The following is a 19,605-nucleotide window of genomic DNA, read 5'->3' as shown; positions in this document are numbered from 1 at the left end:
ATCTAAATCAAAAATTAGAACAATGGGAAAATTTTTATAATTTCAATAGACCACATGGATCTTTTAAAGGAAAAACTGCCTTATGAAATACTAAAATTAAAACTAAAATAATTATATTTAAAGTCTACGAAGTCATGAAGTACGACATTGGCAGGCTTAGAATGACATCAATCAAATTGTTTTTAAATAAAGAACCAAATCGTCAAGCTGATTTGATTTCAGCTTCTTATTATCGTCAGTCAGAGTGGCGTTTGCAAAACGTTGTATCGAAGACTTAGACGATAAATAACGAATGACAAAACCCGTTGTTAAAAGTGAATTTGAATATTAAAAAAGAATGATAAAAATTCGACGATTTAGGATCGAAATGCAATTCAATTCTAAATTATTGGAATAAAAAAAGTTGAGGTGTCTGAACGAAGTGAGTTATCAACTTTATGGAAATAATTTATTTAGTTGAATCATTGAGAGACTACTGTCGGCATCTTTTTTGTTTCGTTTTTGTGTCAAGACTTCCCCGAAGGGTATATGAATTCATTTAAAAACAATTAGTAACTCATGAATAAAAATGAAAAGAAGAGATTCTTTGGCAGGCTTAGAATGACATCAATCAAATTGTTTTTAAATAAAAAACCAAATTGTCAAGCTGAATTCAGTTCAGCTTCTTATTATCGTCAGTCAGAGTGGCGTTTGCAAAACGTTGTATCGAAGACTTAGACGATAAATAACGAATTATAAAAACCCAACGATTTAGAATCGAAATGACAACGAATTTGAATTAGAAAAGAGGATGAAGAAACCGGCATTAATACTCTCACGTTAAGAAAATGTTTGAATAACGTTAAAAAGGTTTTAGCCCGTAGCGTTTTTAAAATCTTTAGTGAAATGAGAATATTTTTAGTAGAGAGGTTTACAGCCAAGTCTTGCTTGTGACGAGTCTGCCGAAGTATTGATAAGTTAGAATTATACTTATAAAATTACATTGTTTTTTAATAAGCTCGGATATTATTTTTAATATATAGTATAATAATATTCTTTATTTGTTTTAAAATAGTATATTTGTAAACTAAATATTATATATGAATTTCCAATTAATCAAAGATGTAGTTGATTTAATAGAAGAGTTTGAAAAAGAAAATACGTGTAATGCTAATGCTTCTATTGATGATTTTAAAAAGTGGATTATTTTAAATAATCATCTAGAAAGTTCTTGTGATGTTCCTCATTGGATTGGAAAAGAGAAAATGAGATCGCCTGAAAGTGTTATAAGTACATTACTTGTTCATATGAATAGGTATGCGAAAAGTTATTCAAAATCTGCTATTATAGGATCGGATTTTTCATCTCAAGAAGATTTTATTTACTTAATCAATTTAAAGGCATTTGGGGAGATGACAAAAATGGATTTGATAAAGAAAAATGTGCATGAAAAACCAGTAGGGATGCAAATTATAAATCGACTAATTGCTAAAGGTTGGGTAGATCAAGCTTCATCTGAGCTGGATAAAAGAAGTAAAGTTATTCAAATTAGTTCAGTAGGTTTAGAAGTTCTTGAAGAACAAATGGATAAAATTAGGCTTGCGACACAAATTGTAGCAGGTAATTTAACTTATGCTGAAAAAATGGAATTAATAAATCTACTCAACAAACTTGAAGCTTTTCATCAAGATATTTATCAAAAGAATTTTGATACAGAAGATTTATTAGATGAGGCTTACAAACATATTAATTAAAAAAATAACTACTATGAAAAAGAGTGTATTTTTCTTTCTAATTTTCTGTTGTTCTTTGTACTGTTTTTCACAAACGAAAACATATCAATTGTCCAGTCATATTTTAGATAATTCTACTGGAGATCCTGCACCATCTGTTTCAGTTACATTACAGAAAATGAATGTGGACAATTCGTGGACTAAGGTAAGTACACAAATTACAGATAAAGATGGTAGAATAGGGAATTTTTTACCTTATGGTCAGAATAATGACGGTGTTTATAAACTCGTATTTCATATTGAATCTTATTTTGATAGAAAAAAGTTGCAAACATTTTATCCTTTTATCGAGATTGTTTTCCATATTAAAGGGGATAAGCATTTTCATGTACCATTGACTTTATCTCCTTATGGCTATTCTACATATAAAGGAAGTTAAAACAAGATATGAAAAAAAAAATAGCCATTATTGGATCTGGATTTTCTGGTTTATCAGCTGCTGCTTATACAGCAAAAGAAGGACATGAAGTACATATATTTGAAAAACATAATCAGCCAGGCGGAAGAGCAAGACAATTAAAAACAGAAGAAGGTTATGTATTTGATATGGGACCAAGTTGGTATTGGATGCCAGATGTTATACAAGATTTCTTTGAGGATTTTGGTTATACTACTTCTTCTTTTTTTGAATTGATATCGTTAAATCCTCAATTTGAGATGATTTTTTCGGATGAAAAAATAGATGTACCTGAAAATTTTGAAGCACTAAAAGCAACCTTCGAAAAAATAGAGAAAGGTGCTGGTTTTCAATTAGAAAAATTTATGAAATCTGCCAAATTCAAATATGAAGTAGGAATGAAGGATTTTGTACATAAACCTTGTGCCAATTGGAGTGAATTTATTTCTCTTAAAATTGCTAAAAGTGCATTGAGATTAGATTTACTATCTAATTTTAGAGCCTATGTTGCACGGTATTTTAAAGATAAGAAATTGAGAGCTTTAATGGAGTTCCCCGTAATATTTTTGGGCGCATCTCCTGAAAAGATTCCAGCCTTGTATAGTTTGATGAATTATGGCGGTTATGTACTAGGTACTTATTATCCTAAAGGAGGTTTTTACCAACTGGTATTAGCAATGAAAAAAGTAGCAGAAGAACAAGGGGCGAACTTTCATTTTAATTCGAATGTTGAAAAAATAAATGTAAAAAATCAAAAAGTAAGTTCGCTTCTTATAAATGGTAAAATCCATGAATTTGATGAAGTAATTGCTTCTTCTGATTATCATCATACTGAAACACTTTTGAACGAAGAGTACAGAAATTATACCGCTGATTATTGGAGAGAAAGGACTTTTGCACCATCTTGTCTGATTTTTTATCTAGGTTTTAACGAAACCATTCCGCATTTAAAACATCATACACTATTCTTTGAACATGACTTAGATCTGCATATAGATAGTATATACGAAGATAAAAGATGGCCTGAAAAACCTTTGTTCTATGCTTGTTGTTCCTCAAAAACAGATCATTCAGTAGCACCTAATGGTAAAGAAAATTTGTTTTTACTAATGCCGATTGCTACAGGAATAAATGACAGTGAATTTGTACGTCAGAAGTATTTAACGGAAATGCTCTTGCGATTAGAAAAGCATACAGGTACTCAAGATTTACAGTCTAAAATTGACTTTAAAAAAAGTTATTGTGTCAGAGATTTTGTGTCCGATTATAATGCTTATGGTGGTAATGCTTATGGGTTAGCTAATACACTTAATCAAACAGCAGTACTAAAACCTAAAATAAGAAATAAAAAGCTAAAGAATTTATTTTATACTGGTCAGTTAACTGTTCCTGGACCAGGAGTTCCTCCCTCTATTATATCTGGTAAAATAGTGGCCAATGAGATCAACAAAATAAAAAATTAAATCCGTATGAAACAATTATTTGATGAGCTTTCTTATTCGGTGAGTAAGATGACAACTCAAAAATATAGCACAAGTTTTTCTTTGGGTATTCTTGCCTTAAAACCTTCTATTCGATCGGCTATTTATGCGATTTATGGTTATGTAAGGTTGGCAGATGAAATCGTAGATAGTTTTCATGGATATAACAAAGAGAAGCTTTTAAAAAGATTGAGAAAAGAAACTTTACATGCATTAAATGAGAGGATATCGCTTAACCCCATCTTACAATCATTTCAAGAGACTGTAAATAATTATAAGATTGATAAAGAGCTTATCGATCAGTTTTTGAGTAGTATGGAAATGGACTTGCAACAAATAGAATATGACTCGGACTTATACAAAACCTATATTTTAGGTTCTGCTGAGGTAGTAGGACTCATGTGTTTACAGGTTTTTACAGATGGTAATAAAGATAAGTATGCAGAATTAAAACCTTATGCGATGAAATTGGGCTCTGCTTTTCAGAAAATTAATTTTCTTCGAGATTTGAAAGAGGATTATCATGTTTTGGGTAGAACTTATTTTCCGAATGTAGATATAAGTGGTTTTGATAATAAGATAAAATACGAGATAGAAAAAGAAATTGAAGAAGAATTTCATGAAGCATTAATTGGAATTAAAAAACTTCCAGCTTCGTCTATTTTTGGAGTCTATCTAGCATATAAATACTATCTTTCTTTGTTTAAGAAGATCAAAAAAAAATCATCCAAAGAAATTTTAAATGGAAGAATTAGAATAGCTAATTCTGAAAAAGTTTTTGTTGCGTTTAAAAGTTACTTAAGATATAAAGCTGCTTGGTTATGATTAAAATGTTAGGGTTTCTCATTGTGGGATTTTTAGGTTTTATAAATCAAACTGAGGTAGTTCTAGAAGAGCTAAGGGCTAATTATGCTAAGTTATCTAATGACAAAGAATTATGTGCAAATGTAATAGTTGAATTGGACCATATAAAAAATAAATCTGCTATTTATTTGGGTTATTTAGGTGGTGCTCAAACAATTAATTCCAAGCATGTATCTAATCCATTTAATAAGCTTAAAACTTTTAATAAAGGTAAAAAAAATATAGAGGAGGCGATACGTATAGAACCTGAAAATTTAGAATTGAGGTTTATTAGATTATCAGTACAAAAAAACGCACCCTCATTTTTGAACTACTATTCAAAGGTTGAAGAAGATACGCAAATCTTATCGGAAAATAGGCATAAAATATCGTCTATAAATTTGCGTAGAAATATTGAAAAAATTTTAAACGAATAAGTGATGAAGTACCGTTTGTATAGAGAACAACAGCTGTATTGTGATATTGATACAGCTTGGCGATTTTTTTCTTCTCCAATGAATCTTTCGGAAATTACACCAAAAGATATGGCTTTTACAGTTTTGTCAGAAGATCAGGATCAGCCAATTTTTGAAGGTATGCTCATCGATTATAGTGTGTCACCACTATTGGGTATTCCTTTGAAATGGCAGACAAAGATTATTCAAGTAGATCCGCAGCAAAGCTTTACAGATTTTCAACAAAAAGGACCATATAAATATTGGAAACATTTTCATGAATTTATTCCCAATGAAAAGGGGATTTTAATGAAAGATACAGTAGAATATGAGCTTCCTTTTGGAGTTTTGGGAAATGTTGTACATTCTCTTTTGGTGAAAAAAAAATTGAATAGAATATTTGATTATCGTCATCAAGTATTAAAGCAATTATTTAATACTTAGGTGTATGAATTTATTTTTAGTATTGCTAGTATTTGTACTTATGGAGCCTGTTACATGGTTTATTCATAAATATGTGATGCATGGATTTTTATGGTTTCTCCACAAAGATCATCATGATCATAGCCATAAAGGATCAGTTGAAAAAAACGATTATTTTTTTGTGATATTTGCGATTCCGACTATTGCTTTGATGTATTTTGGTTCGCTCAATAGTTATAATTACTTATTTTTTGTTGGGGTAGGAATTATGCTTTATGGTATGGCGTATTTTTTTGTGCATGATGTTTTTATTCATCAACGACTGAATTATTTTAAACGAATAAAGAATCCGTATTTTCTTGCTCTTCGTAGGGCTCATAAACAACATCATAAGCATCTAAATAAAGATAATGGAGAATGTTTTGGGTTTCTATATGTTCCTTTCAAGTATTTTAAAATGTACTTTAATTCTGCGCAAAAATGATGTCCTATACTTATATTTTGATTTTATTTTTTACAATAATTATTTGTTTCTTATCATCCTTTGATTCTCGTATTCTTTTTCACCGTCATTTTGGAGCTTTTTTTAAGGCAGCACTTGTTGTAGCTGTTCCATTTATTGCATGGGATATTTGGTTTACAGCTAAAGGAGTGTGGTGGTTTAATACAGATTATACACTTGGTTTCTTTATAGGAGGTCTACCTTTAGAAGAATGGTTGTTTTTTATTTGTATACCATTTTCTTGCATATTTACTTATTTCTGCTTTGATAAATTTTTTAAATTAGATAGGCTTTCCTGTTTTAATAATCTGATTGTTTTTTTTAGTGTGATTGTTTGTTCAATTGTCGCTTTACTTTATTATGATAGAATTTATACCCTATTAACAGCTGTTATAACATTGGTTGTTTTACTGTACTTACACTTTGTTCGTTGTGTAAATTGGATAGGAAAAGCTTCGTTTGTTTTCACTATTCTTATGCTTGGTTTCTTTCCTGTAAATGGTATTCTAACAGGTACAGGATTAGAGTCGCCAATTGTAAATTATAATCCTGATGATTTTTTGGGAATCAGAATGGGAACTATACCAATAGAAGATGCTGTGTATGGGTATACGCAATTTCTTTTAGTTCTCTATTTTTTTAAACAATTTAAATCAAAATCTCATGAAAATGAAAAATAAAATACTATTGAAAACAGCTTGTATAGGATTGTTAATATTTTCCAATTCATGTTCCTCTATTCCTAAAAAGGCAGATGCTGTTCGAAATTTTGAAGTTGATCGATATTTAGGTACTTGGTTTGAAATCGCTCGTTTAGATTTTCGTTTCGAGAAAAACTTGGATAATGTGTCCGCTAACTACACTTTTGATAAAAAAGGAAATCTGGTGGTTTCAAATAGCGGATTTAATAAGGATAAACAAGTATGGAAGCAAGCTATAGGTAAAGCAAAATTTAGACACGGTAAGCAAATTGGAAAGCTAAAAGTAAGCTTTTTTGGACCTTTCTATGCTGGATATAACATAATTGCTTTGGATGAAAACTATCAATATGCATTGGTTATAGGTAAAAATCTAAATTACTTATGGATTTTATCTAGGACGCAAGATATTCCAGATAATATTAAAACAAACTTTCTTGCATTAGCTTCAGAAATTGGTTATGATATATCCAATTTGGTTTGGATAGAACATAATCGAAATGATAATCCATTTTTAAATGAAAAATAAAATTTCCATTTTTTGGTTTCGAAGAGATCTTCGTTTAGAAGATAATGTTGGGCTGTACCACGCTCTTTCATCTGGAGTTCCTGTGTTACCTATTTTTATTTTTGATGAAGTTATTCTACGACAACTGGATGACAAGAAAGATAGGAGGGTGGATTATATTCATCAAGCGCTTCAAAATATTAATGATCAATTAAAATCCTTTGGGACAAGTCTCCATGTATATTATGGTGATCCTTTCAAAATTTTTCAGCAACTTTCTACAGAGTTTGCTATTCATTCTATATTTTGTAATCGTGATTATGAACCTTTGACAATTAAAAGAGATACTTCGATTTACAATTATTTTAAGTTATATAACATTTCGTTTAAAGCATTTAAAGATCAGGTAATTTTTGACAAGAAAGATATTTTAAAGAAAGATAGTTCTCCTTATACAGTATATACGCCGTATGCAAAAAAATGGAAACAAATTTTGAAAACAGAAGATTATAAATGTTATAAGCCTGATTACAGTAAATTTTTGAAAACAGAATTCAAAACGATTCTTTCACTGAAAGAAATTGGTTTTTTAAAAACATCAATTTTATTCAAACAGCCAAAGCTAGATAAGGAAATTATTCAAAATTACCATAAATATAGGGATCATCCTGCTTTACAATGTACGACCCAATTAGGTATAGCTCTTAGATTTGGAACGATTAGTGTACGAAAATGTGTTGCGTTAGCGATAGAGCTAAATGAAACATGGCTAAATGAATTAATTTGGAGAGAATTTTTTATGCAAATACTCTATCATTTTCCATATGTTGTTCACCAACCTTTTAAGGCAAAGTATAATGCTATTAAGTGGAGGAATAATGAGCAGGAATTTAAGCTATGGTGCGATGGGAAAACAGGTTATCCTATTGTAGATGCAGGAATGAGAGAGCTTAATCAAACTGGTTTTATGCATAATAGAGTAAGAATGATAACAGCAAGTTTTTTATGCAAACATCTACTCATAGATTGGCGTTGGGGAGAGGCTTATTTTGCATCAAAACTAAACGATTATGATTTGTCTGCAAATAATGGTAATTGGCAATGGGTTGCTGGATCAGGATGCGATGCGGCACCTTATTTCAGAGTCTTTAATCCAACTCTTCAGACAGAAAAATTTGATAAAGAATCTCTTTACATCAAAAAGTGGGTCTCAGAATTTGAAACTGATGATTATCCTTCTCCTATAGTTCCTCATAATTTTGCTCGAAACAGAGTTTTAAGCATTTTTAACGAAGCATTCAAGGAGTAAAATGAAAGAATAATAATGATTTAAAATATTAAACGATTATAATATATTTTTCCACATTTTCTGCTTTTGAAGAATTAATATCAAAACTTCACTACAAAGTATCTACATCCATACTGAAATTTCAAGCTGGATTCAATTAATCACCTTATTGTCTTTAGTAAAAGTGAGGTTTGTAAAAACTTTCTATCAAAGATTTAGATTAAAAATAATGAATAATAAAAACACTTATGGACAAGAGTATTTTGATTGTTATAAAACAATTATAAATATTTCCGATTTGTAAATGTTGTAATGCATTAATATACAAATTTCATTTAAATTGTAAATAGAGTTGCATGTTTATACATTTTTTTAATTATTTATTAAAAAAAAATAGTAACCATAAAAGTAAATAAATTGAGTAAAAAAGGAATATTATTAGTTAATTTAGGATCACCTAAATCTACATCCGTAAATGACGTAAAAGAATATCTTGGAGAGTTTTTAATGGATGAAAGAGTTATTGACTATAATTGGATTCTAAGAACACTTTTAGTAAAAGGAATAATTCTAAATACAAGACCATCAAAATCCGCACAAGCTTATGAGAAAATTTGGACAGATGCGGGATCTCCTTTAATAGTCATTACTGAAAAAATAAAAAATAAATTACAAAATATTGTTGATATACCTGTTGAAATAGGAATGAGATATGCTGAACCTAGTATAGAAAATGGAATTTCTAAACTAGTTGAGAAAGGAGTCAATAAGATTGTACTATTTCCATTGTATCCTCAATATGCTATGAGTACAACAGAATCTGTAGTAGAGAAATCAGAAAAAGTAAGAAAAGAAAAATTTCCATTTGTTAAAATAAATTATGTGGAACCATTTTATAATAAAGATATATATATAGATTGTCTTGTTGAAAGTATAAAAGACAAGTTTTCGAATGATTTTGATGGGCTGTTATTTTCTTACCACGGTATCCCAGAAAGACATATTTATAAAACAGATCCTACAAGGACTTGTAATTTAAGTGACTGTTGTGATAGAGAATTTAATCCAAGTCATCAATTCTGTTATCGTCATCAATGTTTTGAGACAACAAAAAAAGTTATAGAAAAATTAAATTTATCTCGCGAAAAAACAATTGTTTCATTTCAATCTAGACTAGGAAAAGATAAATGGATTGAGCCATATACAGATTCTACTTTAAAAGTTTTACCATCAAAAGGAATAAAAAAATTGGCAGTTGTTTGCCCTGCATTTGTATCTGATTGTTTGGAAACTCTAGAGGAAATAGCAATGGAAGGAAAAGAAATATTTATTGATAATGGGGGAGAAGCTTATGAGTATATTTCATGTCTAAATGATAATGATTCATGGATACATGTAATCAAAACTTTATGTGAAGAAAAAATAGATGATTTTTATTTATTATAATCTTAAACATTTAACAATTATAGATTAAATTCAAATATTCTACATAGACTTTTAATTGTTAAAAGTGATTCTATCAGTTATTAGTATGCTATTAAGCTAATAGATCTAAATTTTGCATATAAGATTCTTAAAATGTTTTTAAAAGATTAGCTATTTACAGAGAAGTGTATATAAATCAAAAATATTAATATAAGAATGGTTCTGTTATAAAGGATTTATAATAGAACCATTTTCATTTTTTACAAAACAATTGCTAAGCGCAAAGCGAAAGAAATTTATATATCAAATTGGTATATAGTTTCAAGAACAATGTTTATTATTGTTGTTCTTATAGTTTGTTATTTACTTCTGGCAAAATGGAATGGGAGAAACTATAATGCAGGGTTATTATTGTTGTATTTCATCACTTCGTAGACAATAAATATAATTATTTTAGTATTGATTTCAGTATTTCATATGGAGTTTTTCCTTTAAATGATCCATGTGATCTATTGAAATTTAGCTGGTGTTTTCCAGGGGATTGATATCAATCCCGCATCTGTTTATGATATTCATTTTTTGAATGATATAAATCTCAACTATGCGATCAGTTTATGATTAGACGCAATTATGCAACGACTTTTGAAAGGTTTAAAACCAGAATTCCAGCTAAAATTACTACACTAATAGTGATTCAGTACATTAATAAAATTACTTTAATTGAAATATTAAAAATCTAAAAACTCAAATTATTTAAAATTCACAAGGGGTTTTTTAAATAGTTTATTGTTTTTATAAAGGTGCTTTTTTATCATTTTAAGAAAAAATGGCACTTTAATTGATTTATATCATAATAAAATTATGTATAATATAAATAAATAACAATAAAGCTATAAGTTTTGTGTTGATTTTATTTTTTCTTATTACGTTCTATTCGTCAATTCTAATTCATTAATTAATATTAGCATATGAAAAAATCAAAAAAATCAGACCTTAAATCAGAACAAATGAGTCAATTTACAATTGATAATTCGAATCAAAAATTGACGACTAATGATGGTGTGTCTATCTATGATAATAATAACACCTTAAAAGTTGGAGATAGAGGACCTTCTTTACAACAAGACCATATATACTTTGATAAGTTGGGTCATTTCGATCGAGAAAGAATACCTGAACGAGTTGTACATGCTCGAGGTAGTGGAGCCCACGGAATATTAGAAATACATGAGGATATAAGTGAATATACATGTGCAAATTTTCTTCAAAAAGGTAAAACAACACCACTATTTATTCGTTTTTCAACTGTTGCAGGATTTAAAGGATCAACAGATTTAGCTAGGGATGTTAGAGGATTTTCAGTAAAATTTTATACAGAAGATGGTAATTATGATTTAGTTGGAAATAACATTCCTGTATTTTTTATTCAAGATGCTATGAATTTCCCTGATTTAATACATGCTGTTAAGCCAGAGCCAGATAAAGAAATTCCCCAAGCTGCTTCAGCGCACGATACTTTTTGGGATTTTATTTCATTAATGCCTGAATCTGCACATATGATAATGTGGGCGATGTCTGACCGAGCAATTCCTCGAAGCCTTAGAATGATGGAGGGGTTTGGTGTACATACATTTAAATTGATTAATGAGAAAGGTAAAGCAACTTTTGTTAAATTCCATTGGAAACCTAAATTAGGAGTGCATTCTGTTGCGTGGAATGAAGCTCAAAAAATATCAGGATTTAATTCTGACTTTCACCGTCTAGATCTATGGGAAGCTATTGATGAAGGAAATTTTCCGCAGTGGGATTTAGGTGTTCAGCTAATTCCTGAAGAAGATGAATTAAAATATTCTTTTGATATCTTGGATGCTACGAAATTGGTTCCAGAAGAATTAGTTCCTGTAAAAATCATTGGAACGATGACCCTTAACCGCAATCCCGACAATTTTTTTGCTGAAACTGAACAAGTGGCTTTTGACCCTGGAAGAATTATCCCAGGTATTGATTTATCTGATGATCCTTTATTGCAAGGTCGTATTTTTTCGTATATGGATACACAGAATTATAGATTAGGTGGAGCAAATTTCCATGAAATACCTATTAATAGATCATTAAACCAAAAGCATAATAATCAAAAAGATGGAACAGGGAGAATTGATATACTGAAAGGAGGTGTAAGTTATTTTCCTAACAGCAAAGCTTCTGGTTGCCCATATCATGCAATGTTAAAGGGAGAGGAAGGTTTTCAATCTCATGAACAAAAGGTAGAAGGGAAGAAAGTAAGGGCTAGATCTGATTCTTTTGCTGATCATTTCTCGCAAGCAACTTTGTTTTTTAATTCTCAATCCAAACCAGAGAAACAACATATTATAGATGCTTTTAGTTTTGAATTGAGTAAGGTTTCTGATCCAAAAATTAGAGAGAGGCAAGTTGCTATACTTTATCAAATTGATAAAACTTTAGCGCAAAAAGTAGGAGATAGTCTTGGTATTATCCCTCCAAAAAAGTTGGATGAGCTGACATTAAGTTTTGCAAGGCAAAATCATCCCAATTATCCTCTGAAGCCTAAAAAACAAGAAATAAATTCATCTGATGCACTGAGTATGAAAGTAAAAGAAGGTGAAGGGATTATTAAAACCAGAAAAGTAGCCTTTTTAGTAGATAATGGTGTTTCTAAAAAAAGTGTAGATCAATTAAAAAAAGCATTGGAAAAAGAGGGAGCTCAAGCGGTATTAATTTCATCTAAAGTTGGAGAGCTAACTTATGAAGAAGGAAGTAAAGAAAAGATTTCCCATAGTTATCTTACAGATCCATCTGTTTGTTATGATGCAGTGTTTACACCATCAGGCAAATCAATAGAATCTTTAAAATTGAATCCAGATTATTATGAATTTATCAATGATTCTTACAGACATTGTAAAATATTAGCATTTGCAAAAGGAGCAGGTTCGTTAATGGATAATTCATTTGTTAAACTTGATAGAGGAGTGATTTTAGAAGATGAAAATGAGAATTGGATTGCGGATTTTATTCAAGTAATGAAATTACATCGTATTTGGGACCGTGAAGAAGAAAGGAAGGTTCCTTCATAATAAAATGTTTAACGTGATATAAATATAAAATTTAGACGAATGATATTACAACTTAGTCCTACAATACTTGTTGATACCCCTATTGGTAGAGGTCGTACTATTTTTATAATTGATTATGGTATGCATCAAAATTCGTGTTGGGTTGTAACGATGGAAAAAAATGGCATTGTAAAACATTTTGATAGCAATGACATTATAGTTTGTACAAATTTTACTTTTCATATCAATGAGGAGAAAAATTGTTTTAATCATAAAACTGATAATCATTAAAAATAAAATATGGGAAATGCACAGTCACCGACAGAAAATTTGAGCGGAAATAAAGCCATTGAAAAGATAAAAACTATTGCTGAAACTGCCCGAACTTGCTTTTTTACCACCAATATTGGCGGTAATACTACAAGTAGACCAATGGCTCTTCAAGAAGTAGATGAGGCTGGTATCCTCTGGTTTTTGAGTGATGTTCGTTCACTGAAAAATGATGAAATTGAAGCCAATCCTAATGTAGAACTGTATTTTATGAATAATTCTAAATACGAATACATCTTTATTAAAGGAAAAGCCAGTGTTTCAAAAGATAAAACTTTAATTGATAAATATTGGACCAATTTTGCAAATGCTTGGTTTGATGGAAAAGACGATCCTAATATCAGTCTAATAAAAGTTTCGCCAAACGATGGGTATTATTACGAAACCAAAGACAATAAGTTTATTGCCATGTCGAAAATGCTTTTTGCCGCCGTTACAGGAAGTACAATTGAAGACGGAGGAATTGAAGGAGAACTGAAACTATAAAGAATAAATTATTGTCTTCTACAATGTTAATTAATTAAAGAAAAATGCAGAAACAAACTATTTATGGCATTGCATTTGAAATATTATTTTTATTAACGCAATTTATTAATATTTAAAAATCACACATTATGGGAATTCTAACATGGATAATTTTCGGCCTTATAGCCGGAGCAATAGCAAAAGCAATACACCCTGGTAACGATCCAGGTGGTTGGATAGTAACAATAATTATTGGGATTATTGGAGCTGTTGTCGGTGGGTGGCTTGGATCGATGCTTTTAGGTGTCGATGTAAGCGGATTTAATATTTCTAGTTTTTTAGTTGCAATTGCTGGAGCAGTTTTATGTCTAGCAGTGTATAGAATGATTTCGAAAAAATAGACTGTCTAATTAACGATTAAAATACTGTAAAGTCTCAGAGCGCTGAGACTTTTTGTTTAATATTACTATTTATAATTATGAAAAATACAGTCATTGATTTAATTACTAAAACAGCGGTAATTACTGGCGCTTCTAGTGGTGTTGGCTTAGCTACAGCACACTTATTTGCTCAAAATGGATATCAATTGGTTTTGGCAGCACGAGGTGTAGAAGGTTTAGAAAAGGCGGTTTCAGAATGCAATGCTTTCGGTGGAAAAGCGGTTTATAAATCAACTGACGTTTCTAATGCAAATGAAGTAAAAGATTTAGTTGAATTTGCTCTGAAAGAATTTGGACGCATAGATGTGTGGGTGAATAATGCAGGTGTTATGGCAAGTGGAAAATTTGAGGAAATTCCTATGGACATAAACGAACAAGTAATCAAAACCAATTTAATGGGGTATATGCACGGAGCGTACTACGTTTTACCCGTTTTTAAAGAACAAAATCAAGGCATTTTAATTAATAATGTTTCCATTGGAGGATATATGCCAGCTCCATTTAGTTCGGTATATTCGGCAACTAAAACAGGAATAAAAGGGTTGATGAGTGGTTTACAAAGTGAGTATAGTGTGTATCCCGAAATTCATATTTGCAACGTTTATCCACAAGTTCAACAATCTACAGGAAATATGCATTCCGCTAAATTCTCAGGTTTAGATTTTAAAATACCTCCGTTTGCAGCCGATCCTAAAGATACCGCAAAGGTGATATATAATTTAATAAATAAACCTAAAAATGATACCTTTCCAGACGCCACATCATTTATGTTAAAGCTTGCACATGGAGCTTTTCCAGAAACCTTTACCAATTTAGCAACAGGTGTTTTAAGGCTGATGATGAAGGTGAAAAAAGGAAAGGCTGATGAAGGTAATGTTTTACAACCTTCTACGGATCCACATGCTGTTTATGGAAAGATGGCTATTCCAGTACCAACAAAAACAAATCAAAAAATCATCGGAACATCGCTAGTATTCGCTGCAGGATTTTTTGTAGCGAAACATTTAAAAAATAAATCAAAAAAAACAAATTAATTTGAAACTGCTAAAATTCACATCCAAAGGTATTTATTGCATTCCAGGGAAGTTTTATATTGATCCTTGGCGACCTGTAGATTTAGCAGTTATCACGCATGGACATGCCGATCACGCTCGAAGTGGAATGAAAAAATATTTGTGTCATCATTTCACTAAACCTATTTTATTTTCAAGAATTGGTAGAAATATCGAATGCGAAAGTATTGGTTATGGCGAACAACTAACTATAAATGGGGTTAAAGTTTCATTACATTCTGCAGGTCACATAATCGGCTCAGCACAAATTAGGATAGAGTATAAAGGTTATGTAAGCGTAATTTCTGGAGATTATAAATTGCAAGATGATGGGCTTTCTACGGCTTTTGAAGCTGTAAAATGCCACGAATTCATTACCGAAAGTACCTTCGGTCTTCCTGTTTACAATTGGCTTTCTGTGGCAGAACAAGAATAAAACATACGTGATTGGGTAGATCATAATAGAGCGAAAGGAAAAACTTCGGTCTTTATAGAGGATTCTTTAGGGAAATCGCAGCGTATTATGAAAGCATTGGAGGGTATTGGAGAGTTAAATGTCCATTATTCCATTGCAAAATTGAATGAGGCTTACGAAAGTGTTGGTGTTACATTACCTGAGTACAAAACAATAGATTTACGTGATGACAAAAAGCATTTGGATGGAAAAATAATTTTGTTGCTACCTTCTTTGGTTGATAATCCAGTGATGAAGAAAATACCTAATATTTTCTCTTTATTTTCTAGCAATCAAAAATCCCTTAAGTTTTATTAAAATTAAGGGATTTTTGATTTTACAAGAATTAATTTATTCTGCTAATGGGTTGATTTGGTCTGCAGTAGGAAATTCCTGTCCTGTTTGACCAATAGTCTTATTCAAATCAAATTTTGCAGCATCAGACATATTAGCACCACCAGCTAATTTAGCTTTATCTAGCAAGTCTAAAGCTAATTTCTCTTCTTCTCTTTGTTCAGCAACCAACCATTGTAAGAAATTCCATGTAGCCCAATCCTCTTCATCCATGCTCATTTTGACAATTTTATAAATGGATTCTGTATTTTCAATTTCTTGTTTTAGAACAGCTTGAAAACACTCTAATACATTTTTTGGTTCAGGACCAGGTTTTTGTATAGCTTCGATTTTTACAATTCCTCCTCTTTCTTGAACGTATTCCATAACTTTAGCCATATGTACACGCTCTTCCTGTGAGTGTTTCATCATAAAATTTTTGATTCCATCTAATTGATTTTCGTCTGCCCAGCAAGCAAGCATCAAATACATTTGCGCAGAAAAGGCTTCTAAAGTGATTTGATCATTTAAAGCTTTTTGTAAATTTTTTGAAATTCTAGTTGTATTCATTTTTGTGATTATTTAGTTATGATATTTTAATTTGGAATTTTCAGACCAAACTATTAATTTAAATGTTAATACTTTCTAAAATATTGATGTATTCATATATTGATCTCTATTGAATATGGTTATTTTTGAGTTGATTTGATTGCCCAAAGCATGAGTAATGGTTGTAAAAATAGTCTTGCTAAACGCTTCTGATCCGTATCTAGACCAAATCCATTTCTATGATTTTTATATTGTGCCCAATTTCCAGGGAATACAGCAGCAAAAAATCCTGCAATAACTTTACCTACAAGTTCTTTCTTTTTGTCCGATACTAATATAATTGAACTACCAAGTGCTATTTCTACCACTCCTGAATATACAACAGTATCATCTTTCTCTAAGGGTACCCAATTAGGAACTTGAGCTTTGAACTCTTTTCTCGCAATTGTTAAATGTGTAATACCCGCTACCACTAAAAAAGCACCTAGGCTATAACGAGCTATATTTTGTTTTGTTTTCTTTTTCATAATAATATTTTATTTAGTATTTGCCGTCCAATTAAATCAAATAATCTTTCTAATTTTATGAATGTAGTTATAAAATAAGAATAGAAATTTACTTTTAATTATTTAGTTGGTCGATCAAAACCAAAAGTTTCTAAGCGACTATCTTTTTGGTTAAGAATAATATTTTTTAAAACTTGAGCTGCAACCATCGAAAAAGTAATCCCATTTCCCCCATAACCTAATGCAAATAATGTTCGGTCACCTTTTTTCCAAGGACCCATATAAGGTAAACCATCATTTGTAGAGCTAAAAGTTCCGCACCAAGCCATTTCAGTATTAAATTCAATTTCTGGATATAATCTGCTAAATTTACGTTCAAGAGTTCTAATTTTTGCTCGAAGTAAATCATCTCTTTTATCAGGATTTTGAAAATCTTCATCTTCACCACCAACTATCAATCGATTATCTTTTGTTGTTCGCATATAAAGATATGGTTCTGCTGTTTCCCATATTAAGCTACGATTTGGCCAAACCATTTTTTTATCAATGGGAGCCGAACAAATGGCGTAAGTAGATAATAAATTCATTACTTTTTTAGGTAGAAATTGACCTGCTTCAAAACCAGTAGCAACAATTACATACTTGCACGAAATAGTATGTCCATGCTCCGTCCATAGTTCGCAATTGTTCTTATTTTCGTCTATTTTTTCCACTTTTGTATGGGTAAAAATCTGTAATTGATGTTTTTCTTGATGATACTTTAATAAATTGATAGCGCCTTTATATGCATCCATCTGAGCAGAAGTATCATTTTGCAATGCTGCAATTCCGTCAATATTTTGGTAAGTTTTCAATTGCTTAGCATCTAAATACTTGACAGGCAAACCGACTTCTGTTCTTATTGTATATTCTTCATCTAACAATTTCACACCTTGCTGATTACTCGCTAATAAAACTGTAGGAACACGTGTAAAATCAGCATCAATATTAGTTTTTTTGAATATATTTTCTATAACTGTAATAGAATCCAAGCAATTAAAATAAGCATCAATAGCAATTTTTTCGGGAACAATATTTACTAATTTACTTAACGGGGTATCAATTTCATATTGTAATTGAGCAGTACTTGCTGCAGAACTTCCTGTAGAAATTGTTCGTTTATCGATAAGAGCACATTCTATACCTGCTTCACATAATTCGTGCGCAACTAAAGCTCCTGTAATGCCGGAGCCAATTATAGCAACATCTATTTTAAAATCATTTCGAAGAGGATGATATAAATCAAAAAATTCGTTTTTAACAATCCAATAAGGTAATCCAGAATGTAAATCCATAGTTGCGAACTTGTTTAAGTTGAAATTTAGTTACCTAAAAAATCAAGCCAAATTTTGATTGTTGACTTTTTTATTACAGAAATCGCTAATATTTCATAATTGGCTTAATGATTGTGATGAATATGATCATAATCTATCAGTTAGATTATTATTTATAAACCACTTAAAAATATTATTATGGCTAAATTAAAACGAAAAGATTATAAACTAAATTATATCGATTACGGTAATAAACTTGCTCAACCCGTTATTTTGATTCATGGTTGGCCGCTTAGTTTACAATCGTGGGAATATCAAATTCCTAAAATTGTAGAAGCTGGTTTTCGTTGTATTGCCTATGATCGAAAAGGTTTTGGAAAATCTTGTGCGACATGGGATCGTTACGATTATGATGCATTGGCTGAAGATTTACATGCCTTGATTGATGATTTACAATTGGAAAATGTTGTGTTAGTAGGTTTTTCGATGGGTGGAGGAGAAGTTGTGCGTTATATTACCAATTATGGAAACAGTAATATTTCGAAAATAGCATTGATCAGTTCAATTATTCCACTCGTAAAACAAACTGATGATAACGAACACGGCGTTCCACAAAAAGACTTAGATCAGATTGTTCATCAACTTGAAACAAATCGTTTAGAATTTTTAGAAGGTTTTCATAAAGGTTTTTATAATCATGGCTTGTTAAAAAAATCTGTAAGCAAAGAACAATTAGATTTTGATTTTTCGGTTGCTTCGCATGCTTCACCTATTGCAACTTTGAGAGCTGCACGCTCTTGGATGGACACAGATTTTAGAGCTGAATGTAAAATGATAGATGTTCCAACATTAATTATTCATGGAAAAGAGGATCAAACTGTACCAATTAAAACAGCTGGAGATCAAGCTGCAAAATTGATCGCGAAATCGACTTACATTGTGTATGACGATGCGCCGCATGGATTGAATATAACTCATAAAGAACAGTTGAATATGGATTTGATTGAGTTTTTGTTAAATATCGAACATAAAAAAGAGTAGAAGATGGGAAAAGTAAATAAAACAATTGTTTCTAGTTTGGCAATTGCTGGTTTAGGAGGACTTTGCTATGCTTGGCTTAATTTTAGAAAAGTAAAAATACCAACTTATGTAGAAGGTTGTTTTAGTTTTTGATCAAAACAATAATGTTGATAATCAATCCAAACAGAATTTTGATGTAAATCATTGTGGGTACGTCATATCCTCGTAGACTAAATTAGTAAAAAACTAATATAGCTTTATGATGATTAAAAAGACAAAA

23 protein-coding genes and 1 pseudogene are annotated in these 19,605 nt (G+C 30.7%); 21 read left to right on the top strand and 3 right to left on the bottom strand.

Features of this window, described 5'->3' with window-relative positions; genetic code table 11:
• Positions 1–1,079 precede the first annotated feature (1,079 nt).
• The 19 genes and pseudogenes from HXZ69_RS13970 (at position 1,080) to HXZ69_RS13880 (ending at position 15,922) form a co-directional block, all read left to right on the top strand.
• Positions 1,080–1,733: a MarR family winged helix-turn-helix transcriptional regulator gene (locus HXZ69_RS13970; RefSeq protein WP_286496340.1), complete on the top strand. Its 654-nt coding sequence runs from the start codon at positions 1,080–1,082 to the stop codon at positions 1,731–1,733.
• Positions 1,734–1,746: 13 nt separating this feature from the next.
• Positions 1,747–2,151 (top strand): hydroxyisourate hydrolase, encoded by a 405-nt coding sequence (gene uraH / locus HXZ69_RS13965; RefSeq protein WP_286496339.1) that lies wholly within the window; start codon positions 1,747–1,749, stop codon positions 2,149–2,151.
• 8 nt (positions 2,152–2,159) lie between these two features.
• Positions 2,160–3,632, top strand: coding sequence for a bifunctional phytoene desaturase/3,4-desaturase (gene crtID, locus HXZ69_RS13960; protein WP_286496338.1), 1,473 nt, complete (start codon positions 2,160–2,162; stop codon positions 3,630–3,632).
• A gap of 6 nt (positions 3,633–3,638) precedes the next feature.
• The gene (locus HXZ69_RS13955) at positions 3,639–4,475 is read left to right on the top strand and encodes a phytoene/squalene synthase family protein (RefSeq protein WP_286496337.1); all 837 of its coding nucleotides are present in this window, start codon (positions 3,639–3,641) and stop codon (positions 4,473–4,475) included.
• Positions 4,472–4,930, top strand: coding sequence for a hypothetical protein (locus HXZ69_RS13950; protein WP_286496336.1), 459 nt, complete (start codon positions 4,472–4,474; stop codon positions 4,928–4,930). Before HXZ69_RS13955 ends, HXZ69_RS13950 begins: the two co-directional genes overlap by 4 nt.
• A 3-nt stretch (positions 4,931–4,933) precedes the next feature.
• A complete protein-coding gene (locus HXZ69_RS13945) occupies positions 4,934–5,392 on the top strand; it encodes an SRPBCC family protein (RefSeq protein WP_282630980.1) in 459 nt (152 codons plus the stop codon).
• A gap of 4 nt (positions 5,393–5,396) precedes the next feature.
• On the top strand, positions 5,397–5,855 hold the full coding sequence (locus HXZ69_RS13940) for a sterol desaturase family protein (RefSeq protein WP_282630981.1): 459 nt from the start codon (positions 5,397–5,399) through the stop codon (positions 5,853–5,855).
• A complete protein-coding gene (locus HXZ69_RS13935) occupies positions 5,852–6,553 on the top strand; it encodes a lycopene cyclase domain-containing protein (protein WP_286496335.1) in 702 nt (233 codons plus the stop codon). Before HXZ69_RS13940 ends, HXZ69_RS13935 begins: the two co-directional genes overlap by 4 nt.
• Positions 6,543–7,100 carry a lipocalin family protein gene (locus HXZ69_RS13930; RefSeq protein ID WP_286496334.1) on the top strand — a complete coding sequence of 186 codons (558 nt, stop codon included), beginning with the start codon at positions 6,543–6,545 and terminating at the stop codon, positions 7,098–7,100. Before HXZ69_RS13935 ends, HXZ69_RS13930 begins: the two co-directional genes overlap by 11 nt.
• Positions 7,090–8,388 carry a cryptochrome/photolyase family protein gene (locus tag HXZ69_RS13925; RefSeq protein ID WP_286496333.1) on the top strand — a complete coding sequence of 433 codons (1,299 nt, stop codon included), beginning with the start codon at positions 7,090–7,092 and terminating at the stop codon, positions 8,386–8,388. The genes HXZ69_RS13930 and HXZ69_RS13925 overlap by 11 nt, the downstream gene beginning before the upstream one ends.
• 396 nt (positions 8,389–8,784) lie before the next feature.
• The gene (gene hemH, locus HXZ69_RS13920) at positions 8,785–9,813 is read left to right on the top strand and encodes a ferrochelatase (RefSeq protein WP_280050373.1); all 1,029 of its coding nucleotides are present in this window, start codon (positions 8,785–8,787) and stop codon (positions 9,811–9,813) included.
• Between the two features lie 572 nt (positions 9,814–10,385).
• Positions 10,386–10,549, top strand: a pseudogene (locus HXZ69_RS15395) (IS982 family transposase); the annotation flags it as partial.
• Positions 10,550–10,760: 211 nt separating this feature from the next.
• The gene (locus HXZ69_RS13910; protein WP_286496332.1) at positions 10,761–12,884 is read left to right on the top strand and encodes a catalase; all 2,124 of its coding nucleotides are present in this window, start codon (positions 10,761–10,763) and stop codon (positions 12,882–12,884) included.
• Between the two features lie 39 nt (positions 12,885–12,923).
• Complete coding sequence (locus HXZ69_RS13905; RefSeq protein ID WP_286496331.1) at positions 12,924–13,154, top strand: hypothetical protein; 231 nt, start codon at positions 12,924–12,926, stop codon at positions 13,152–13,154.
• Between the two features lie 9 nt (positions 13,155–13,163).
• Positions 13,164–13,679 (top strand): pyridoxamine 5'-phosphate oxidase family protein, encoded by a 516-nt coding sequence (locus HXZ69_RS13900; protein WP_286496330.1) that lies wholly within the window; start codon positions 13,164–13,166, stop codon positions 13,677–13,679.
• A 128-nt stretch (positions 13,680–13,807) separates the two neighbouring features.
• A complete protein-coding gene (locus HXZ69_RS13895) occupies positions 13,808–14,059 on the top strand; it encodes a GlsB/YeaQ/YmgE family stress response membrane protein (RefSeq protein ID WP_019976198.1) in 252 nt (83 codons plus the stop codon).
• 77 nt (positions 14,060–14,136) lie between these two features.
• Complete coding sequence (locus HXZ69_RS13890; protein WP_286496329.1) at positions 14,137–15,132, top strand: SDR family NAD(P)-dependent oxidoreductase; 996 nt, start codon at positions 14,137–14,139, stop codon at positions 15,130–15,132.
• Between the two features lies 1 nt (position 15,133).
• Positions 15,134–15,586 (top strand): hypothetical protein, encoded by a 453-nt coding sequence (locus HXZ69_RS13885; RefSeq protein WP_286496328.1) that lies wholly within the window; start codon positions 15,134–15,136, stop codon positions 15,584–15,586.
• A gap of 87 nt (positions 15,587–15,673) precedes the next feature.
• On the top strand, positions 15,674–15,922 hold the full coding sequence (locus HXZ69_RS13880; protein ID WP_286496326.1) for a hypothetical protein: 249 nt from the start codon (positions 15,674–15,676) through the stop codon (positions 15,920–15,922).
• Between the two features lie 33 nt (positions 15,923–15,955).
• Here HXZ69_RS13880 and HXZ69_RS13875 read toward each other — a convergent pair whose 3' ends face one another.
• The 3 genes from HXZ69_RS13875 to HXZ69_RS13865 all read right to left on the bottom strand — a co-directional run bounded on the left by HXZ69_RS13875 (position 15,956) and on the right by HXZ69_RS13865 (position 18,326).
• Complete coding sequence (locus HXZ69_RS13875) at positions 15,956–16,507, bottom strand: ferritin (RefSeq protein WP_286496324.1); 552 nt, start codon at positions 16,505–16,507, stop codon at positions 15,956–15,958.
• Between the two features lie 119 nt (positions 16,508–16,626).
• Complete coding sequence (locus HXZ69_RS13870; protein WP_286496322.1) at positions 16,627–17,013, bottom strand: DoxX family protein; 387 nt, start codon at positions 17,011–17,013, stop codon at positions 16,627–16,629.
• Positions 17,014–17,111: 98 nt separating this feature from the next.
• Positions 17,112–18,326, bottom strand: coding sequence for an NAD(P)/FAD-dependent oxidoreductase (locus HXZ69_RS13865; protein WP_286496321.1), 1,215 nt, complete (start codon positions 18,324–18,326; stop codon positions 17,112–17,114).
• 177 nt (positions 18,327–18,503) lie between these two features.
• On the opposite strand from HXZ69_RS13865, the gene HXZ69_RS13860 reads away from it, so the two are divergent.
• Both HXZ69_RS13860 and HXZ69_RS13855 read left to right on the top strand, forming a co-directional pair.
• A complete protein-coding gene (locus HXZ69_RS13860; protein ID WP_286496319.1) occupies positions 18,504–19,346 on the top strand; it encodes an alpha/beta fold hydrolase in 843 nt (280 codons plus the stop codon).
• 3 nt (positions 19,347–19,349) lie between these two features.
• Positions 19,350–19,478 (top strand): hypothetical protein, encoded by a 129-nt coding sequence (locus tag HXZ69_RS13855; protein WP_260392044.1) that lies wholly within the window; start codon positions 19,350–19,352, stop codon positions 19,476–19,478.
• Positions 19,479–19,605 lie beyond the last annotated feature (127 nt).

The organism is Empedobacter sp. R132-2 (assembly GCF_030324375.1).
Lineage (GTDB): Bacteria > Bacteroidota > Bacteroidia > Flavobacteriales > Weeksellaceae > Empedobacter > Empedobacter falsenii_B.
The sequence above is the reverse complement of the archived record's forward strand: the minus strand, read 5'-3'. Positions and strand labels throughout refer to the sequence as shown.